The following is a 19,183-nucleotide window of genomic DNA, read 5'->3' on the forward strand; positions in this document are numbered from 1 at the left end:
TATGTAAAACCGAAACGGATTATTCGGCGGCCTTGGGTTGATCGCCTGTCGCTTGATCAGCGCCTGCCCCGTCACCACTGTCACCTTCCGCCTTGGGTTGCGGCTTGCGGCGTGGCGCGCGGCGGGGTTTCGGCTTGCTTTCCGGCGTATCGACCAGATTGCTTTCCTCTGCGCTGCTTTCATCCGATGTGCTTTCAGACTGGCCGGCGTCCTCTGCGGGCTTGGAGCGGCTGCGGCGACGCTTGGGCTGCTCGGCTTGGTCCTTTGGCGCGTCTGGTTGCGCGTCACTTGGTTGAGCATTCACAGGCTGATCGCTTTCATCATGGCCCTGCTGATTCCCTTGGCCCGCGTTTGCAGCCTCACGTTCCTGACGTTCGGCACGCTCGCGGTCACGTTCCGCCTGACGTTCCCGGTTCTGGCGTTCCTGTTCTTCCTGACGCTCGCGCTGCTGGCGCTCCTGCTCCTCGCGGCGCTGGTCGATTTCGCGCTGCGCTTCGGACAGCATGCGCAGGTAATGTTCGGCATGTTGTTGAAAGTTTTCAGCCGCCACGCGGTCATTGCTCAGCTGTGCGTCGCGTGCCAGCTGGTTATATTTCTCAATGACTTGTTGCGGCGTGCCGCGCACTTTGCCTTCGGGGCCAGAACTGTCGAACACGCGGTTGACGACATTGCCACCCTGCGGTTGACGGTTGCGATTGTTCTTGGACCGGGACCGTGATCTGGAAGATTTCATGTAATCAGTTCAGCCTTGTTATGCTGGGCTTCGATAAAAAGCTGCCGGATACGTCCGTATCCTACGAGAGCGAGCCTTACGGTTTGTTGGGCTTAACGCCGCGCGGGACCACCAAATGGCATCCACCGCTGCAACACCCTTGAATAAACACGGCTGTGGTTTTGGGGCAAGTGTAAACTGCGCAAAATCTGACCGAACCGCGATTTTTTGCCGCGTTTATGCCGGAGTGTCCGCCCAAAGGACACGGTCGCGCCCGTCGAGGTCTGGCAGAATGCGCACACGGCCCCAGCCTGCGTCCCTGAAAATCTGTGCAACGTCCGGCCCCTGCTGCCAGCCGATTTCGGCCAAAACCCGTCCCGTGGCCGTCAGATAGCCTTGCGCCTGGGATGCGATGACACGGTAGGCGCTTAGCCCGTCCAGCCCATCGGTCAGGGCCATTTCGGGTTCATGCAACCGCAATTCGGGTGCGACGCCTGCCATTTCGCTTTTCGCAAGATAAGGCGGGTTCGCCACGATCAGATCAAAGCGGCCTTCGGCGGCGGCAAACCAGTCTGATTGCCGGATATCAGCGCGCGCCGCCACACCGTGCAAGACCGCATTGGCGCTGGCTTGCAGGCAAGCCGCCTCGGACAGATCAAGGCCCAATCCGCGTGCCTCTGGGCGTTCGGCCAGAAGCGTCACCAGAATGCAGCCTGATCCCGTCCCAAGGTCCATGACGGTGTCAAACGCTTCGGACAGGGCCAGTTCGATCAAGGTTTCGGTCTCAGGGCGCGGATCCAGCACATCGCGGCTGATCTTGAAATCGCGCCCGTAAAACGCGCGTTGCCCGACCAGATGGGAAACCGGCACCCGAACGGCGCGCAAGGCGATCAGGGTTTCAAAGCGTTCGGCGATCTCGGGAGCGATTTCTTCGGGGGCAATCAAGGTAACACGTGACGCATCGACCGACGCCGCATGGGCCAGCAGAATCCGCGCATCCCGCGCAGGGTCCGGCACCCCGGCGGCGCGCAACCGTGCGGCAGCCGATGCCATGGCCTGGGCTGCGGTGGGCGCGCTCACTGTCCCATCTCCGCCAGCATGCGGGCCTGGGCGTCGGCGGTCAGCGCATCGATGATCTCGTCCAGATCGCCCTGCAGGATCGCATCAAGCCGGTAGAGCGTCAGATTGATCCGATGATCGGTCATGCGCCCTTGGGGGAAGTTATAGGTGCGAATCCGCTCTGAGCGATCGCCAGATCCCACCTGCGCCGCCCGGTCGGCAGATCGTTCGCTGTCCACGCGCTGGCGTTCGGCATCATACAGCCGCGCCTTGAGCACCTGCATCGCGATCTCGCGGTTGCGGTGCTGGGATTTCTCTGACGAGGTCACGACAATCCCGGTGGGAATATGCGTGATGCGCACGGCGGAATCGGTGGTGTTTACGTGCTGTCCGCCGGCACCCGAACTGCGCATTGTATCAATCCGCAGGTCATTGGGATCGACATGAATATCGACATCCTCGGCTTCGGGCAGCACAGCGACCGTCGCCGCCGACGTATGTATCCGACCGCCACTTTCGGTCGAGGGGACGCGCTGGACGCGGTGCACACCGGATTCGTACTTCAACCGGGCAAAGACGTTCTGCCCCTTGATATGGGCGACGACCTCTTTGACGCCGCCAAGTTCGGTCAGTTGTTCCTCGATCAGGTCAAACTTCCAGCCCTGGGCTTCGGCATAACGCTGATACATCCGCAACAGATCAGCCGCGAACAAGGCCGCCTCGTCGCCGCCAGTGCCGGGGCGAATCTCGAGCATGGCAGGTTTGGTGTCAGCAGCATCCTTGGGCAGCAGCGCAAGTTGCAGGCTGGCCTCGGCCTTGGGAATCTCCGCCTTCAGGCGCGGCAATTCCTCTTCGGCCAGCTCTGCCATCTCGGGGTCCTTGAGCATGGCGCGCGCGTCGTCCATGTCCTGCAAAAGCTGACGGTACCCTTCGATCTGTTCCACAACGGGACGCAGATCAGCGTATTCCTTGGCAAGCTTGGCAAAATCCGCGCCGTCTGACCCGGCAGACATCGATGCCTCCAGAAACTGGAAACGTTGGGTAATCTGGGCAAGGCGGTCCATTGGGATCATCGCGTTTCTGTCGCTGATGATGACGGTTTGGTCAAGGGCCGCTTTGGGCCGGAGGTGCAATCAGCGGTCAGTTTCCAGCCTTTTTATGCCTGTTCGTTGATGCGCAACCATCGGCGAACACAGCTTTTAGCTGGGTCGCGCGGGCGGCTGCCCTAGGCCGCTAACCCGATGCTGGTCAAAACCTGTTCCAAACGCTTGCGGTTGACGCCCATATCCGACTGACCAAAGCGCAAGCGTCCATAGACCACGACGCGGGTTTGCGTGCCTGCATCCTCAGTCGCGATCGTGGTGAAATCGGGAAACCCCCACAGCAGGGACCGTGTGACATAGACGGTTTGTCCCTGCGCCTGCCCCAGCTTTTGCGTCCTTGGCAGGGCCAGCATCGCTTGGTCGAACTTCCGTGCCACGTCCGATCCGTCTCCGTCCACCAGTCGCACCGCCCTGAACCCGCCGGCAGACGGATAATCCCCGGGCGCATCGGGGCTTTCCGAGACGGTCCAGTCTGCAGCCTGCGCCGGGGCAAGCCGGACATAGGCCTGCAAGCCTACGAAGACCGCCACGATAATCCAAAACAATACCATCATACTCTTTCCCTTCATTTTGCCCTGAAAACTCCCCGCGGAGTGTCCCGTCTGTTCAGCGGTATGCAACGCCGGGCAGAACACACAAGATTTCAAACAGGATATTCGCCCCCGTCAGCGCGGTATTTCCTGAGGTATCATAGGGCGGTGATACTTCGACCAGATCTGCCCCGACAATGTTCAACCCCTTGAACGCCCGTATCAATTCCATCGCCTGCGGCGTGGTCAGGCCACCAATCTCCGGTGTGCCCGTGCCGGGCGCAAAGGCCGGATCAAGGCTGTCGATGTCATAGGTGATATAGACTGGCGCATCGCCGATATCGCGGCGGATTTCAGCGCCCAGGGGCGACAGGCTGCGGTGCCAAAGATCATGCGCGGGGAACTGCTGAAATCCCCAACCGGCGGCTTCGGTGAAATCATCCGCACCGTACCCGGTCCCCCGCAGACCGATCTGATAGGTCTTTTCCGGGATGATCAGCCCTTCTTCATGGGCACGGCGGAACACCGTACCGTGGGTTTCACGTTCGCCGAACATCTCGTCATTCACATCCGCATGGGCGTCGACGTGGATCAGCGCGACCGGCCCGTGCCGTTTCGATATCGCGCGCAGGATCGGCAAGGTGATCGAATGGTCGCCGCCAATCGCCAGGGGCATCACGTCGTAGTCCAGGATCGCGTCGTAACTGTCTTTGATGATGGTCAGACTCTCAGACAGCGAGAAAGTGTTGATCGCCAGATCGCCGATATCGGCCACCTGCAATCCGTCAAAAGGGGCCGCCCCTGTGGCCAGATTGTAGGGCCGCAGCATGGCGCTTTCCGACCTGACCTGTTTGGGGCCAAAGCGCGTACCCGACCGCCAGGATGTGCCGATGTCCAGCGGAACGCCCAGAACAGCGACGTCCAACCCCTTGAGATCATTTGCCGACGGCAGCCGCATAAAGGTGCTTGGCCCCGAAAATCGCGCCAGATCGTTGCCACTGATTGGTTGGTTTTTGTCGGTCATGCGGTGCGCATCCTCCATCCCAGCAGGCAAAGAATTTCCGTCGCCACATGCGCGCCTGCAATCGCCGTGGCTCCGGTGGTGTCGAAGGGCGGCGATACTTCGACCACGTCCCCGCCCACGATGTTGATGCCCGCCAGATCGCGCAGCATCATCGCGCATTGTGCTGACGTCAGCCCGCCCCAAACCGGCGTCCCCGTGCCCGGCGCAAAAGCCGGATCAAGCGCGTCGATGTCAAAGGTGAGATAGCAAGGTCGGTCGCCAAGTATCTGTTTTATCTTTGAAACTGCCGCTTGTGGACCTTTCTCGTGAACCTCGCGGGCGTCAATCGTTGTCACCCCCAGCGTGTCCGGATTTGTTGTCCTGATCCCGACCTGAACCGATGTATGCGGGTCAACGATCCCGGATTTCACAGCCTTGTAGAACATGGTGCCGTGGTCGATCCTGTCCATGTCATCATCTGGCCATGTGTCAGAATGCGCATCGAATTGCAGCAGGCTGATCGGCCCGTATTTTTCGGCATAGGCTTTGAGGATCGGAAAGCTGATGTAATGATCACCCCCCAGCACCACACTTGCGGCACCTGCGTCCAGTATCCCCTTGATATGCTTGGTCAAAGCGGCAGGAAACTGGCTGGTGTGGCCATAGTCAAAAGCCAGATCGCCATAATCCGCGATGGCAAATTCGCTTAGCACGTCGAAATCCCAGCCATAGGGCGGATCATAGGGTTGCAACGTCGACGCCTCGCGGATCGCGCGCGGCCCAAGGCGGGTGCCGGTGCGGTTGGTTACCGCCTGGTCGAAAGGCACGCCCGTCACGGCGATGTCGACGCCGGTCAGGTCCTTGGTATAGCGGCGACGCAGGAAGGATGTCGCCCCGCCAAAGGCGTTCTCAAAACTTGGGCCCTTTAACTCTTCACGGGTAAAGGCCTGATCTATCTGTGTTTTTGCGTCTTCAAGAGCCATTAGTGACCCGCCGCCGGTTGAAGCTGTTCGACCAGCTGCACAAAGAACGAGGCCCCCACGGGGGCAACATCATCGTTGAAGTTGAATTTAGGATGGTGAAGGCCCGCACCCTCGCCAGCGCCCAGAAACAGATAGGCCCCGGGGCGTTCTTCCAGCATATAGGCGAAATCCTCGGCTCCGGCTACACGGGCGAATTCCGCGTCGACATGCGTATCGCCCACGATACTTCGGGCCACATCGGCAGCCAGTGCCGTCTGCTCGGGGGCATTCACGGTGCTTGGATACCCTTCTTCGTAATCAAGCGTCGCGGTCACGCCGTAACTTGCCGCCTGCCCCTGAATGATCGCTTCCATCCGCGTGCGGATCAGCGTTTGTACGTCCTTGTCGAAAGTTCGCACAGTTCCGTTGATCATGGCGGTGTCCGGGATGATGTTGCTGGCCGATCCGGTGTGGATCTGCGTCACCGAAATCACATGTTCTTGCGCCGACAGAACGTTCCGGCTCGAGATCGTCTGGATTGCCTGCACGATCCCGCAGGCCGCAACGACCGGATCGGCAGTCTCGTGCGGCATGGCACCATGTCCGCCACGCCCGTTGATCTGGATGGTAAAGGAATCGACCGCCGCCATGATCGGCCCCGGCGTGGTGAAAAACGCCCCGAATTCGGCCCCGGGCATGTTGTGGATGCCATAGACGTGCGCGATGTCGAAACGGTCCATCATCCCTTCGGCACACATCACCTGCGCCCCGCCGCCGTCTTCTTCGGCGGGTTGAAAGATCAGCGCCACGCGGCCTGCGAAATTGCGCGTCTCGACCATATATTTAGCGGCCCCCAGCAGCATCGCGGTATGGCCGTCATGGCCGCAGGCGTGCATTTTTCCGGGATGGGTCGATGCGTATTCGACGCCCGTTTCCTCGAGGATCGGCAGTGCGTCGAAATCCGCGCGCAACCCGATCGTCGGGCCCGCACCGGTCCCGTTGATGATCGCCACAATGCCCGTCTGCGCGATGCCTTCGTGAATTTCATCAACGCCGAATTCTTGCAGCCGTTCCTTGATAAAGGCGGCGGTCTTGGGGCAGTCAAAGCCAAGCTCCGGAATCGTATGCAGATGTCTGCGCCATTCTGCCATCAAAGGGGCAAAATCAGCGATGCGGTTGACGACGGGCATTGGGTGGACTCCTGCATGTATCTTGGTCAGGTTGCATCTGACACCAGACACAAGGGCGCTGCAATGGGCGAGAAGACGAAAGATGCATTGATCCACGATCAAAGCGCGGGAATTGAGCGGTTGTTGGAGATCATGCGCCGGTTGCGTGACCCCGAGACAGGTTGCCCCTGGGATATCGAGCAGGATTTCGGCAGCATCGCCCCATATACCATTGAAGAAGCTTACGAAGTTGCCGATGCGATCGAACGCCGCGACTGGCCCGAGCTGGAGGGGGAGTTGGGCGATCTGCTGCTGCAAACCGTCTATCACACAGCGATGGGCGAAGAGGACGGGCATTTCACCTTTCAATCAGTGGTGCGCAACATCAGCGACAAGATGGTGGCGCGACATCCACATGTGTTTGGCGATGAATCGCGCGACAAATCGGCGGACCAGCAGACGGCGGATTGGGAAAAGATCAAGGCGGCTGAACGCGCTGGCAAGGCCCAAGGCGGCGCGCTGGACGGGGTCGCCGTGGGGCTGCCCGCCTTGCTGCGTGCGTACAAGCTGCAAAAGCGCGCGGCACGTGTGGGGTTTGACTGGCCGGATACCGGCGATGTCGTCGCAAAAATAGCCGAGGAAGCCGCTGAACTGGTCGAAGCCCGCGACACCCTGACCCAGGCCGAGGTCGAAGAGGAATTCGGCGACCTGATGTTCGTGATGGCCAATCTGGGGCGGCATCTGGGCCTTGACCCCGAAGCGGCCTTGCGCGCCGCTAACGCCAAATTCATTCGCCGCTTTGAAGGGGTCGAAGCACGGCTGTCGCAGATCGGCAAGTCCCCCGCCGACAGCGATCTGGCCGAAATGGACGCATTGTGGGATGCGGTGAAACGGGCGGAACGCAGCTAGCCGCACGGGACCTCGCTGGACAAGCACGCCGGCTTGCGGCATGGCGTTGACGAACGACAGGAGACCAATTTTATGACCCCGCGCAAGATCATCATCGACACCGACCCCGGCCAGGACGACGCCGTCGCGATCCTCCTGGCGTTCGCCAGCCCCGAAGATATCGAGGTGTTGGGGATCACCTGCGTTGCGGGCAACGTGCCGCTGGATCTGACCACGCGCAATGCCCGGATCGTCTGCGAATTGGCGGGCAAGACAGATGTAAAGGTTTTTGCCGGCTGCGACCGTCCCCTGGGCCGCGAGCTGGTCACGGCTGAACATGTGCACGGCAAGACCGGCCTTGACGGGCCCGTGCTGCCCGAGCCCACGATGCCGCTTCAGGACGGTCACGCCGTTGATTTCATCATCGACACACTGCGCGACCATGCCCCCGGCACGGTGACACTGTGCCCGCTGGGGCCGCTGACGAATATCGCCACCGCGCTGGAAAAAGCCCCCGATATCGCCAACCGCATTGCCAAGATCGTTCTGATGGGCGGCGGCTATTTCGAAGGTGGCAACATCACGCCAGTTGCCGAATTCAACATTTACGTCGATCCGCAAGCCGCTGATATTGTGTTTAAATCTGGCGTTCCTATTGTGGTCATGCCGCTGGATGTCACCCACAAGGCGCTGGTTACCGCCGCGCGCAACGATGCCTTCCGCAATATCGGCAGCCCCGTGGGCGTCGCCGTGGCAGAGATGACCGAATTCTTCGAACGGTTCGACAAGGAGAAATACGCCTCAGAGGGTGCACCGCTGCATGACCCTTGCGTGACCGCCTATCTGATCCGGCCCGACCTGTTCACCGGCCGCCATGTGAACGTCGAGATCGAAACGCAATCGGAACTGACCATGGGTATGACCGTCGCCGACTGGTGGGGCGTCACCGACCGCGTGCCCAATGCGACCTTTATGGGTGACATCGACGCCGACGGTTTCTTTGGCCTGCTGACCGAACGGCTGGCCCGGTTGTGAGCGCTGCCTTCACCCTTGCCAAACCCGAGCATCTGGATCGCCTGATCGCGCTTGTCGCGGCCTTTCACGCCGAGGCGGGGATCCAGCAGACCGACGAGGCGCGTCGTGCTGGCCTTGCCCCGCTGGTCGACGGCATCCCGCATGGCATCGCGTATCTGATCGGCCCTGCCCGTGCGCCCATCGGCTATGTCATCATTACCTTTGGCTGGTCTGTGGAATTTGGCGGTCTGGACGCGATTGTCGATGAAATCTATGTGCGCCCCGGCGTGCGTGGCCGCGGGATTGCGTCCGAGGCGCTGTTGGCCCTGCCCAATGCCCTGTCCGGTGGCGGTGTGAAGGCTGTCCATCTCGAGGTGGACAAGAGCAACGAAATCGCCCAGAAACTTTATGCCCGCGCCGGGTTCAAACCCCGTGACAACTACATGTTCATGACGCGCAAACTCTGATCGGGCTGGCGAAGCAGGCCACTGGCCCCTATATCTAGGCCATGACATTCAGCGCACCCTTTGATAACAGCTTTGCCGCCTTGCCGGCCGGCTTTTATACCCGCATCACCCCGACCCCCGTGGCCGACCCCAAGCTATTGGCGTTCAATGACAGTTTGGCCAAAACTCTGGGGCTGGCCGATGCCGGGGCCGACGATCTGGCGTTTACCTTCGGGGGCAACGAACTGCCCCAAGGTGCGGACCCGTTGGCCCAGCTTTACGCCGGCCACCAGTTCGGCAATTACAATCCGCAGCTTGGCGATGGTCGCGCGATCCTGCTGGGGGAAGTCGTGGACAGTGACGGCAACCGTCGCGACATCCAGCTTAAGGGGTCAGGCCCGACGCCTTATTCACGCGGCGGTGACGGGCGGGCGTGGCTTGGCCCCGTGCTGCGCGAATATGTGGTGTCCGAGGCCATGCACGCCCTTGGCATCCCGACCACCCGCGCCTTGGCCGCCGTCGCCACGGGCGAGGATATCTACCGCGAAACCGCCCTGCCCGGTGCCGTGCTGACCCGCGTCGCGTCCAGCCATCTGCGCGTTGGCACGTTTCAGGTGTTTGCCCATCGCGGCGAAGTTGAAAACCTGCGCACTCTTACCGATTATGCCATCAAACGCCACTATCCGCAGGCCGACGGGCCCATGGGGCTGCTGCGCGCCGTCTGTGCGGCGCAGGCAGACCTGATTGCAGCATGGATGTCCGTGGGCTTTATCCACGGGGTGATGAACACCGATAACTGTTCAATTTCAGGCGAAACGATTGATTATGGCCCCTGCGCCTTCATGGATGCGTTTCACGCCAACCGCGTGTTCAGTTCGATTGACCGTCAGGGGCGCTATGCGTTTTCAAACCAGCCGCAAATCGCGGTGTGGAACATGGCGCAGCTTGCCACCGCGCTGATCCAGCAGATGGACGTGGCAGATGACGCCATCGCCGAGGCAACCGAAATCGTTCATGCCATGCCCGGTCTGATCGAGGCGGCCTGGTTGAAACGGTTTGCGGCCAAGATTGGCATCGCAAAGGCGGAACCCGATGATGCCGCCCTGATCGAAGACCTGCTGGCCCTCATGCAAAGGGACGGTGCGGATTTCACCAATGCGTTTCACGCGCTTTCCGGCGATGCAGCCCAAGATCAGTTTGCCGACCGCGACGCCTTTGCCGTCTGGCAATCGAAGTGGCTCGCGCGCATTGCGTCGGAACCGGATCCAAAGGCGGTGATGCAAGCCGCCAATCCGGCGATCATCCCGCGCAACCACCGGATCGAACATATGATTCAGGCTGCGGTTGCAGGCGACATGGCCCCGTTTGACCGGCTGTTGAAGGCGCTCGCGACACCATTTGAGACGACGGATGCCGATCTGCATACCCCGCCGACGGAACAGGAAATCGTGCCTGCCACTTTCTGCGGTACCTAGGCGTTTGGCAGGCGGGGCTTTCGGTTGATCAGGTAGATACCCGCCGCCACCAACACCAGCGCCGCCCAGACCGACCATGCCACATGTTCGGACAGCAGCAACCATCCCAGGATCACGGAAAACACCGGTGACAGGAAACTGAACGATGCCACGCTTGAGGCGGGATAGACCGACATCAGCCAGAACCATGCGAGAAAGCCAAGGCTCGCCACGGCGATGATCTGAAACCCCAGCCCCGCCAGATGGATCATCTGCACATCGCGGATCAAGGGGCCGAACAGCGGGGCGATCAGCACCAGAATGGGCCCGGAGATCGCAACCTGACACATCAGTTGCTGCGCAGGCGGCACCTTTTCAAGCGGGGTTACCCGCACCAGCAGCGCAATGCCCGCCCAGCAAAAGGCCGATGTCAGCGCCAGCAGATCCCCCGTCCAGCTGACATGTCCGCCGCTGCGATCGCTCAGGGCGACGGCGACGCCGGACATCGCCAGAATGAGGCCGATGATCTTGAGCCGCGTCAACCGTTCACCGGGGATCAGGAAGTTCGCCGCAATCGTCAGCCAGACCGGCATCGAATAAAAGATGATCGAGGCGCGGCTGACGGTCGTGCCGTCCAATGCCATGAAAAGGCACGTAAATTCAAAGGTGAACAACAGTCCCGATACGACGGCCCAGCCTCTGGCTGACTTTGGAAAGGCAAAACTGACACCGCGCAGCTTCATCCAGATCACCAGAACCACAATCGCGCCAAGCGATCGCAGACCGGCCGAAAAAACCGGGTTAAAGCCACCATTGGTGACCTTGATCACCACCTGATTGAAGGCAAGGTTCAGCGCGAAGGCGATTAGCGCGAAGGCTCCGAAAGTATCGATATGCGTTTTACGTTCCATCCGATCAAAAGCGCGGGTTGGCGGGGGCTTGTCAATCGGTTTGACGCGATCCCTACGGCAACCTTGCGTCTATTCGGTTGTGTCGCCCCTTACATTCCAACACACTCGCGCTAGAATTTTACCCAAAGGGGACACGTGAAATGAGCTTGATGAAAACATTAGCCAAGGTCGCCATCGGCGTTGCCGTGGCCAAAGGGGCCAGCGCGATGATGAAAAACAAAAGCGCCAGCGCAGGCGGGTCCTCATCGGGGGGCAGCTTGCAAGACATGTTGGGCGGCCTTTTGGGCGGCGGCACAAGTGCTGGGTCCAGCGGTGGTTTGGGTGGTCTGCTGAACCAGTTGGGCACCCGCAGGGGCACCTCGACCGGTGGTCTGGGCGGGCTGCTGGGCCAGATGACCGGCAGTTCGGGAAACAGTGCCGGTGCTTCTTCCGGTGGATTGGGCGGTCTTTTGGGAGGATTGGCGGGTGCCGCAGGTGCAGGCGGTTTGCTGGCCGGCCTTGGCGGGGCGACCGGCGGCAAGCCCGAACGCGAAGAGGCCGATTTCGGTGCCGTATTGAATTCGCAGTTCGACAGCAATTCCTCCCCCGCGATCACACCCTCGCAGGATCAGGAGGTGCTGGCCGCGCTGATGATCGCCGCGATGATCCAGGCTGCGAAATCCGACGGTACCTTTGACGAGGCTGAGCGTGAAAAACTGTTGAACCACCTTGGCGATGTCGATGCGCAGGAAGCGGCCTTTGTGCAGGCGCGAATGGATGCGCCGATTGATATCGACGGGCTGGTTGCACAAACCCCCGAAGGCATGGGGCCACAGATTTACGCGATGTCGCTGCTGGCAATTGATCTGGATACCCAGGAAGAGGCGCAATACCTGCACAAACTCTGCCAGGCCTACGGTATGGCACCTGCCGAAGTGAACGAAATTCACGCGCAGATGGGTGCGCCGTCGCTCTATACCTGACGGGTGCAAAGCATCAGGCTTGAGACTGTCACACCGGACCTAAGCCGGAGCCCGCAACGGCTCAGGCTTTTGCTTTTTTCTTCTGCTTTTCCTTGGCGATGACATGTTCCGCCAGATCGCGCGCGATGGCAAAGGCCCCTTTGATCTTGTCGGCGTCGGTCGCCCAGTCCCGCTTGACCACAATCTTGTTGTCCTTGACCTTGGCCAAGCCGCGCTGGTCCTGGATAAAGCTGACAAGCCCCTCGGGCGATGCGAATTTATCGTTGTGGAACTGGATCGTCACGCCTTTCGGTCCGCCGTCCAGCTTGGCGATCCCTGCCCGTTTGCACATCGCCTTGATGCGCACCACCAGCATCAGCGTGTTAACCTCGCGCGGCAGCTTGCCAAAGCGGTCGATCAGTTCGGCGGCAAAGCCTTCGAGTTCAACCTTGGTGCTGAGGCTCGACAGGCGGCGGTACAGTCCCAGCCGCACATCCAGATCAGGCACATAGGTTTCCGGGATCAGGACCGGCACGCCCAGATTGATCTGCGGGGCCCACTGGCCATCATCGTCGATCACACCCTCAAGCTCGCCTGCCCGGATCTTGGCAATCGCGTCTTCCAGCATGGACTGGTACAGTTCAAAGCCGACATCGCGCATCTGGCCGGACTGTTCTTCGCCCAGCAGGTTGCCGGCACCGCGAATGTCCAGATCCTGAGACGCTAGCGTGAACCCTGCCCCCAGCGTATCCAGACTGCCCAGGACCCGCAGACGTTTTTCGGCGGTAGCGGTCAGTTTGGCGCGCGGCTTGGTCGTCAGATACGCATAGGCGCGGGTTTTTGAACGCCCGACACGACCCCTGATCTGGTAAAGCTGGGCCAGACCGAACATATCGGCGCGGTGCACGATCATCGTGTTGGCGGTCGGAATATCCAGACCGGATTCCACGATCGTCGTGGCCAGCAGAATGTCGTATTTGCCGTCATAGAACGCATTCATCCGGTCATCCAGCTCGCCCGCAGCCATTTGGCCATGGGCGACCAGATACGTCAGTTCCGGCAGCTGCGCCTTGAGGAAGGCTTCGATCTCTGCCAGATCGCTGATGCGTGGAACTACATAAAACGACTGCCCGCCGCGATAATGTTCGCGCAAGAGCGCCTCGCGCAGGGTCACGGTGTCGAATTCGGACACATAGGTGCGGATCGCCAGACGGTCCACGGGCGGTGTGCCGATGATCGACAGGTCACGCACCCCCGTCAGGCTAAGTTGCAGCGTCCGCGGGATCGGGGTGGCGGTCAGTGTCAGCACGTGGATGTCCGTGCGCATCGCCTTCAGCCGTTCCTTGTGGCCGACGCCGAAATGCTGTTCCTCGTCGATGATCAACAGCCCGAGATTGTTGAACTTGATGTTCTTCGCCAGCAGCGCATGGGTGCCGATCACCACGTCGACGGTGCCCTTTGCCATGCCCTCACGGGTGGCACTGGCGTCTTTGGTCGACACAAAGCGCGACAGTTGACGAACCTCCAGAGGGAAGCCGCGAAAGCGTTCGGCGAAGGATTTGTAGTGCTGGCGCGCCAGCAAGGTGGTCGGCGCAATCACGGCAACCTGCAGGCCCGACATCGCCGCCACGAATGCGGCACGCATCGCGACTTCGGTTTTGCCAAAGCCGACGTCGCCGCAAATCAGACGGTCCATCGGGTTGCCAGACGTCAGATCGTCGATCACATCGTTGATGGCGGACATCTGGTCGTCGGTTTCGGTATAGGGGAAGCGCGCGGAAAACGCGTCCCACATGCCCGGTGGCGGGTCCATGATCGGCGCGCGGCGCAAGGCGCGCTCAGCAGCAATACGGATCAGCTTGTCCGCCATCTCGCGGATGCGTTCCTTGAGCCTGGCCTTTTTCGACTGCCACGCACCGCCGCCCAGCTTGTCCAGCAGGCCTTCGTCATGGCCGTACTTGGACAGCAGTTCGATGTTTTCGACCGGCAGATACAGCTTTGAATTCTCTGCATATTCCAGCAGCAAACATTCATGCGCAGCACCAGCGGCGGTGATCACCTCCATCCCCAGATAGCGGCCAATGCCGTGGTCGACATGGACGACCAGATCGCCGGGGGTCAGAGACTGTGTTTCTGTCAGGAAGTTTTCAGCGCGGCGCTTGCGTTTGGCCGACCGGATCAGCCGTTCGCCCAGAACATCCTGTTCCGAGATGACCGTCAGTCGGCCGTCTTTACCGGCGTTCGTCCATGGGGCCTCGAACCCGTGCTCCAGCGCCCAAACCGCCAGATGCAGGCCCCGCTTGTCGATGCGCGTGCCGTTGGGGATCGCGATCACCTCGGACAGGCCTTCGTCTTCGATCAAGCCGGTCAGGCGTTCGCGCGCACCCTCGGAATAGCTTGCGATGACCACGGGGCCGTCTTTCAGCTTTGCCTTGATATGGGTCGCCAAGGCCCCGAAAAGGCTGATGGATTCCTGTTGACGCTCAGGGGCGAAATTGCGCCCGATCCGCCCGCCTGCATCCAGCACATTGGGGCCGGTGGGCTGCGGCAATGGCTTGAACTGAATGACGCGTTTGCCAATCAGCGCCTGTTCCCAGGCGGTATCGGCCAGGTAAAGCCCTTCGGGTGGCGCGGGCTTGTAAACGCTGTCCATTTTGGAGCGGTTGGCCATGGCGATGCGCCGGGTTTCATATTGATCGGCGATGCTTTCCCAGCGGGCCAGACGCTGCGGCGTCAGTTGATCATCCAGCGTGACGGTGGCCTTGGGCAGGTAATCGAACAGCGTTTCCAGCTCTGCGTGGAAAAACGACATCCAATGTTCGGCACCCTGATGCTTGCGCCCTGCGCTGATTGCCTCATAAAGCGGATCGTCGGTGCCCGCGGCGCCGAATTCGATGCGATAGTTCTGTCTAAAGCGCGTGATCGCGCCCTCGTCCAGAATGACTTCGCTCACGGGGGCCAGTTCGACCTGATCAAGCTTTTCTGTGGTGCGCTGCGTCGCCGCGTCAAAGCGGCGCGCGCCGTCCAGCGTGTCCCCGAACAGGTCCAGCCGTACCGGGCCCAGATCACCGGGCGGGTAGATGTCGATAATGCCGCCCCGGATCGCATAGTCGCCCGGTTCGGTCACCGTCGGGCTTTGCACAAAGCCCATGCGGACCAGAAAATTGCGCAAGGCCGCTTCGTCGATGCGGTCGCCGACACGCGCCGAAAACGCGGCATCGCGCAGGATGTCACGGGCGGGCAAGCGTTGGGTCGCGGCGTTCAATGTGGTCAGCAGGATGTATTTGTCGGGCATCCCGTGCACCAGACCCGCCAGCGTTGCCATGCGCTGCGCCGAAATATCGGCATTGGGCGACACACGGTCATAGGGCAGACAATCCCAGCCCGGAAAGGTCACGACAGGAACGTCGGGGGCAAAAAAACGCAGTGCCGATTGCATTGCGGCCATGCGTTTATCATCGCGCGCCACATGCAGGACTGGCACGTCATGTTTGCCAAGCTCATCCAGCAGCGCGCGCGCATCAAAGCCTTCGGGGACGCCTGACAGCGTGATATAAGAGGAATTCGCCATGGCCTTGTCACTTGATCCTTGGGGCGGGTTTGTCAACCGCCGAACGGACCCACGTACAGGTTTTGGTACATGCCCCACATAGAGGTGATGAAGATAGACACCATGCCGATGATCTGGGTGTAGATACGGTGGCGTGTCAGACGTTTGTACAACAGGTCGCCGGTGGCGGATTCCTCGTGAATCTGCTGCGCGGTTGACAGTCTCAGGACCGTGATGATGCTGATCGGGGCCGCCAAAAGCAGCACAGCCTGCGCGAACTGGAAGCCGTAGAACACCGCCAGAATCACCAGCATGGTCAGGAAAAAGCAGCTGAAGCCCAAAATCCAGATGCCCGAGACCTGAGCGATATACAGAATGCGGTTCACGTTGATGCGGACCATGTCCTCAAGATCGACCTGCGCCTGTTCCCCGTGGCGACGGGCGCGCAGCACCATGTCATAGGGTACACCCAGAACCCAATGGCTGGCCGACGACCAGACCACGGCAAGTGCAATCCAAAACCAGAGATTTGAGAAGGATCGCATGTCGATCACTTCGAAGATTGTCTGATACCAGTCCAAGGGGCGCTCATCTTTGATCCGAGAAACATTGCATTAAGACGTGCTGTCCTGCAACTTTTGCCAGTCTTAACGACGGATTGCAGCAATTCCTAGCCTTGAGCCACGCAAAAATACATGCCAAGCGTTGTCCATCCCTATCCGAGGACATTTTGCATGAGACCCACCCAAGCTTCCTTTCCTGCCAGCCGCCTGCGCCGGACCCGTCAATCCGAAGGCGTGCGCGCCCTGGTGCGTGAAAACGCGCTCTCTGTCGGTGATCTGATCTGGCCGGTTTTCGTGCGCTCCGGTGAGGGTATCGAGGAACCGATCCCCTCCATGCCCGGTGTATTCCGCCGCAGCGTCGACAAGATCGTGGAGGCCGCGCGCGAAGCCGCCGATCTTGGCATCGGCGCGATGTGCATCTTTCCCTATACCGGAATCGAGGACCGCACCGAAGACTGCGCCGGTGCTTGGGACCCCGACAACAACCCCAACCGCGCAATCCGTGCGATCCGCGCGGCCGTGCCGCAGATGGTGATCATGACCGACGTGGCGCTGGATACCTACAACATCAACGGCCATGACGGATTTGTCGAAGACGGGATCATCGTCAATGACCGCACCGTCGAAGCGTTGGTCAAGATGTCGCTGGCACAGGCCGATGCAGGTGCCAACATCATCGGGCCGTCGGATATGATGGACGGGCGCATCGCGGCGATCCGCGACGGGCTGGAAGGCGCGGGCCATTCCGACGTGATGATCATGAGCTATGCGGCCAAATATGCCTCGGCGTTCTACGGTCCGTTCCGCGATGCCGTGGGCGCGGCGGGCGCGCTGACGGGGGACAAGAAAACCTATCAGATGGATTATGCCAACAGCAACGAGGCCCTGCGCCTGATCGAACGCGATCTGCGCGAGGGGGCCGATATGGTCATGGTCAAACCCGGCCTGCCCTATCTGGACATCTGCCAGCGTGTGAAATCGACCTTTGGCGCGCCCACCTTTGCCTATCAGGTGTCCGGCGAATACAGCATGATCAAGGCCGCAGCCCAGAACGGCTGGATCGACGAGGAACGGATCATGATGGAAACGCTGATGGGCTTCAAACGCGCCGGTTGTGACGGCGTTCTGACCTATTTTGCCCCTGCTGCGGCACGCCTGTTGAACGGCTAAGGCCGGTTTTTCGCATAAAATCAACGAATGGGCGGCAGATCACCGCCGATTCGATCCCTTAACCGGTGACATTGCCGAATATTCGGCATAAGATCGCCTGCAAGTCGGGGTAAACCGGCACAGGTAATTACGGGCAATATAACATGAGCAATTCTAGACTTTCGCGCCGCGCATTTGCGTTGGGCGCGCTGGCCAGCGCAGGTGGTGTGGCGGCCTGCGGAAACGGTGTCGGCAGCAGGGGCAGCGCGATGATTGATGCGCGCGTCAATGCAACTCTCGAAGAAATGTACCGCCAGTTCCCCAACACCCGCCAATTGGCGGAACGGTCAAGCGGGATGCTGGTGATGCCACTGGTCACCGAGGCCGGTCTTGGTCTTGGCGGCGCTTACGGGCGCGGTGCCTTTCGCATCGACAACGTGACGGTGGATTACTATTCGGTCACCAAGGCGACGGGCGGCTTGCAGATCGGTGCGCAGCAATATGCGCATGTTCTGTTTTTCATGACGCAGGACGCAGTCAGCAACTTCCGCCGTGCGCCCGGTTGGGCTGCAGGTGCCAACGTGGAATATGTGATCTCGGACAAGGGCGAAAGCGTCAATGCCGATACCACCACTGCGCTGTCACCGGTTTTGGCCGTGGTGTTTGGCCGCGCTGGCCTGCGTCTTGGCGCGACGCTCGAGGGCAGCAAATACTCGCGCATTATACCTTAATTTCGCTGCGTAGGTAACTGAATTTATGTAGATAACCGGCCCGCCATGCGCGGGCCGGATTCGTTTTCAGCTAAAGCGTTTGATCAGGCTTGATGTATCCCAGCGGCCACCGCCCAGCTTTTGCACATCCTTATAGAATTGATCCACAAGGGCCGTGACCGGCAGGCTTGCCTGGATCTCATCCGCGGTATCCAGACAGATCCCCAGATCCTTGCGCATCCAGTCCACGGCGAAACCGTGATCAAACTTGTCGTCCAGCATCGTCTCGTAGCGGTTGGACATCTGCCAGCTTCCGGCGGCCCCCTGGCTGATCACCTCGACGACCGCGCGGCCATCAAGACCGGCTTTCTGGGCGAAATGCAGCGCCTCGGACAGGCCCTGAACCAGCCCTGCAATCGCGATCTGGTTGCACATCTTGGTCATCTGACCGGCACCGCTGTCACCCAGACGGCGGCAGATCTTGGAGTAAACCTCCATCACGGGCAAGGCGCGGTCGAACGCCCCCTGATCGCCGCCACACATGATCGACAGCTGGCCGTTTTCGGCCCCTGCCTGCCCGCCCGAGATCGGCGCATCGATAAAGCTGATCTGCGCCGCATCCGCAGCGGCGTAAAGTTCGCGCGTGACGGCTGCGGATACCGTGGTGTGATCCACAAAGATTGCGCCGCTGGTCATCCCTGCAAATGCACCGTCATCGCCCAGCGTGACCGTGCGCAGATCGTCGTCATTACCCACGCAGGACATGACGAAGTCTGCGCCTTCGGCGGCTTCGCGCGGGGTCTGCGCCATCTTGCCGCCATAGGTTTCCGCCCATTGGCGGGCCTTTTCGCCGGTGCGGTTATATACTGTTACTTCATGACCTGCCTTTTGCAGATGTCCGGCCATCGGGCCTCCCATGACTCCCAGTCCCAGAAATGCGAGTTTTGCCATCGTCTTTTCCTTATCCATCAGTTGCGCTATTGGCTGGGACTACACCTATCACCCTGCGGGCTTTGGTC

18 protein-coding genes are annotated in these 19,183 nt (G+C 60.5%); 7 read left to right on the forward strand and 11 right to left on the reverse strand.

Translation table 11 applies throughout. The features are described 5' to 3' along the window. Positions 1-19: 19 nt before the first annotated feature. From RGAI101_RS03230 to RGAI101_RS03260, 7 genes are all read right to left on the reverse strand, one after another. Positions 20-733, reverse strand: a complete 714-nt coding sequence (locus tag RGAI101_RS03230) for a DUF4167 domain-containing protein (RefSeq protein ID WP_008228094.1) — start codon at positions 731-733, stop codon at positions 20-22. A gap of 216 nt (positions 734-949) precedes the next feature. Next, on the reverse strand, positions 950-1,792 hold the full coding sequence (prmC, locus tag RGAI101_RS03235; protein ID WP_037227242.1) for a peptide chain release factor N(5)-glutamine methyltransferase: 843 nt from the start codon (positions 1,790-1,792) through the stop codon (positions 950-952). Next, positions 1,789-2,844 (reverse strand): peptide chain release factor 1, encoded by a 1,056-nt coding sequence (prfA, locus tag RGAI101_RS03240; protein WP_037228959.1) that lies wholly within the window; start codon positions 2,842-2,844, stop codon positions 1,789-1,791. Before prfA ends, prmC begins: the two co-directional genes overlap by 4 nt. Positions 2,845-2,996: 152 nt before the next feature. After that, complete coding sequence (locus RGAI101_RS03245; protein ID WP_008226194.1) at positions 2,997-3,428, reverse strand: DUF1499 domain-containing protein; 432 nt, start codon at positions 3,426-3,428, stop codon at positions 2,997-2,999. 52 nt (positions 3,429-3,480) lie between these two features. Beyond that, positions 3,481-4,428, reverse strand: coding sequence for an agmatinase (gene speB / locus RGAI101_RS03250; RefSeq protein ID WP_037228962.1), 948 nt, complete (start codon positions 4,426-4,428; stop codon positions 3,481-3,483). Continuing rightward, a complete protein-coding gene (gene speB, locus RGAI101_RS03255; protein ID WP_008226096.1) occupies positions 4,425-5,390 on the reverse strand; it encodes an agmatinase in 966 nt (321 codons plus the stop codon). Before speB (RGAI101_RS03255) ends, speB (RGAI101_RS03250) begins: the two co-directional genes overlap by 4 nt. Continuing rightward, positions 5,390-6,559 carry a M20 aminoacylase family protein gene (locus RGAI101_RS03260; RefSeq protein ID WP_008225163.1) on the reverse strand — a complete coding sequence of 390 codons (1,170 nt, stop codon included), beginning with the start codon at positions 6,557-6,559 and terminating at the stop codon, positions 5,390-5,392. Before RGAI101_RS03260 ends, speB (RGAI101_RS03255) begins: the two co-directional genes overlap by 1 nt. Positions 6,560-6,622: 63 nt before the next feature. Between RGAI101_RS03260 and mazG the strand changes: the two genes are divergently transcribed. From mazG to RGAI101_RS03280, 4 genes are all read left to right on the forward strand, one after another. After that, a complete protein-coding gene (gene mazG, locus RGAI101_RS03265; protein ID WP_037227244.1) occupies positions 6,623-7,447 on the forward strand; it encodes a nucleoside triphosphate pyrophosphohydrolase in 825 nt (274 codons plus the stop codon). Positions 7,448-7,519: 72 nt separating this feature from the next. After that, a complete protein-coding gene (locus RGAI101_RS03270; RefSeq protein WP_008228415.1) occupies positions 7,520-8,461 on the forward strand; it encodes a nucleoside hydrolase in 942 nt (313 codons plus the stop codon). Further along, positions 8,458-8,907, forward strand: coding sequence for a GNAT family N-acetyltransferase (locus RGAI101_RS03275; protein ID WP_008228343.1), 450 nt, complete (start codon positions 8,458-8,460; stop codon positions 8,905-8,907). Before RGAI101_RS03270 ends, RGAI101_RS03275 begins: the two co-directional genes overlap by 4 nt. A gap of 41 nt (positions 8,908-8,948) precedes the next feature. Beyond that, positions 8,949-10,361, forward strand: coding sequence for a protein adenylyltransferase SelO (locus RGAI101_RS03280; protein ID WP_008225684.1), 1,413 nt, complete (start codon positions 8,949-8,951; stop codon positions 10,359-10,361). On the opposite strand, the gene RGAI101_RS03285 is transcribed toward RGAI101_RS03280, so the two are convergent. After that, positions 10,358-11,251, reverse strand: coding sequence for a DMT family transporter (locus tag RGAI101_RS03285; protein WP_008225919.1), 894 nt, complete (start codon positions 11,249-11,251; stop codon positions 10,358-10,360). The two genes, RGAI101_RS03280 and RGAI101_RS03285, sit on opposite strands and share 4 nt — an antisense overlap. Positions 11,252-11,391: 140 nt before the next feature. Between RGAI101_RS03285 and RGAI101_RS03290 the strand changes: the two genes are divergently transcribed. Beyond that, complete coding sequence (locus RGAI101_RS03290) at positions 11,392-12,213, forward strand: DUF533 domain-containing protein (protein WP_008226501.1); 822 nt, start codon at positions 11,392-11,394, stop codon at positions 12,211-12,213. A gap of 61 nt (positions 12,214-12,274) precedes the next feature. Here the strand turns inward: RGAI101_RS03290 and mfd are convergent, their stop codons facing one another. Together mfd and RGAI101_RS03300 are read right to left on the reverse strand one after the other, a co-directional pair. Continuing rightward, positions 12,275-15,763: a transcription-repair coupling factor gene (gene mfd, locus RGAI101_RS03295; protein WP_037227247.1), complete on the reverse strand. Its 3,489-nt coding sequence runs from the start codon at positions 15,761-15,763 to the stop codon at positions 12,275-12,277. 32 nt (positions 15,764-15,795) lie between these two features. Further along, on the reverse strand, positions 15,796-16,323 hold the full coding sequence (locus RGAI101_RS03300) for a hypothetical protein (protein ID WP_008227198.1): 528 nt from the start codon (positions 16,321-16,323) through the stop codon (positions 15,796-15,798). Positions 16,324-16,476: 153 nt separating this feature from the next. Between RGAI101_RS03300 and hemB the strand changes: the two genes are divergently transcribed. Both hemB and RGAI101_RS03310 read left to right on the forward strand, forming a co-directional pair. Beyond that, complete coding sequence (gene hemB / locus RGAI101_RS03305) at positions 16,477-17,475, forward strand: porphobilinogen synthase (protein WP_008226617.1); 999 nt, start codon at positions 16,477-16,479, stop codon at positions 17,473-17,475. Between the two features lie 143 nt (positions 17,476-17,618). Beyond that, complete coding sequence (locus tag RGAI101_RS03310) at positions 17,619-18,185, forward strand: YSC84-related protein (protein ID WP_008226248.1); 567 nt, start codon at positions 17,619-17,621, stop codon at positions 18,183-18,185. Positions 18,186-18,251: 66 nt separating this feature from the next. On the opposite strand, the gene RGAI101_RS03315 is transcribed toward RGAI101_RS03310, so the two are convergent. After that, positions 18,252-19,115 (reverse strand): NAD(P)-dependent oxidoreductase, encoded by an 864-nt coding sequence (locus RGAI101_RS03315; protein ID WP_037228964.1) that lies wholly within the window; start codon positions 19,113-19,115, stop codon positions 18,252-18,254. Positions 19,116-19,183 lie beyond the last annotated feature (68 nt).

It is taken from the genome of Roseobacter sp. GAI101 (assembly GCF_000156335.1).
Taxonomy (GTDB): domain Bacteria; phylum Pseudomonadota; class Alphaproteobacteria; order Rhodobacterales; family Rhodobacteraceae; genus Sulfitobacter.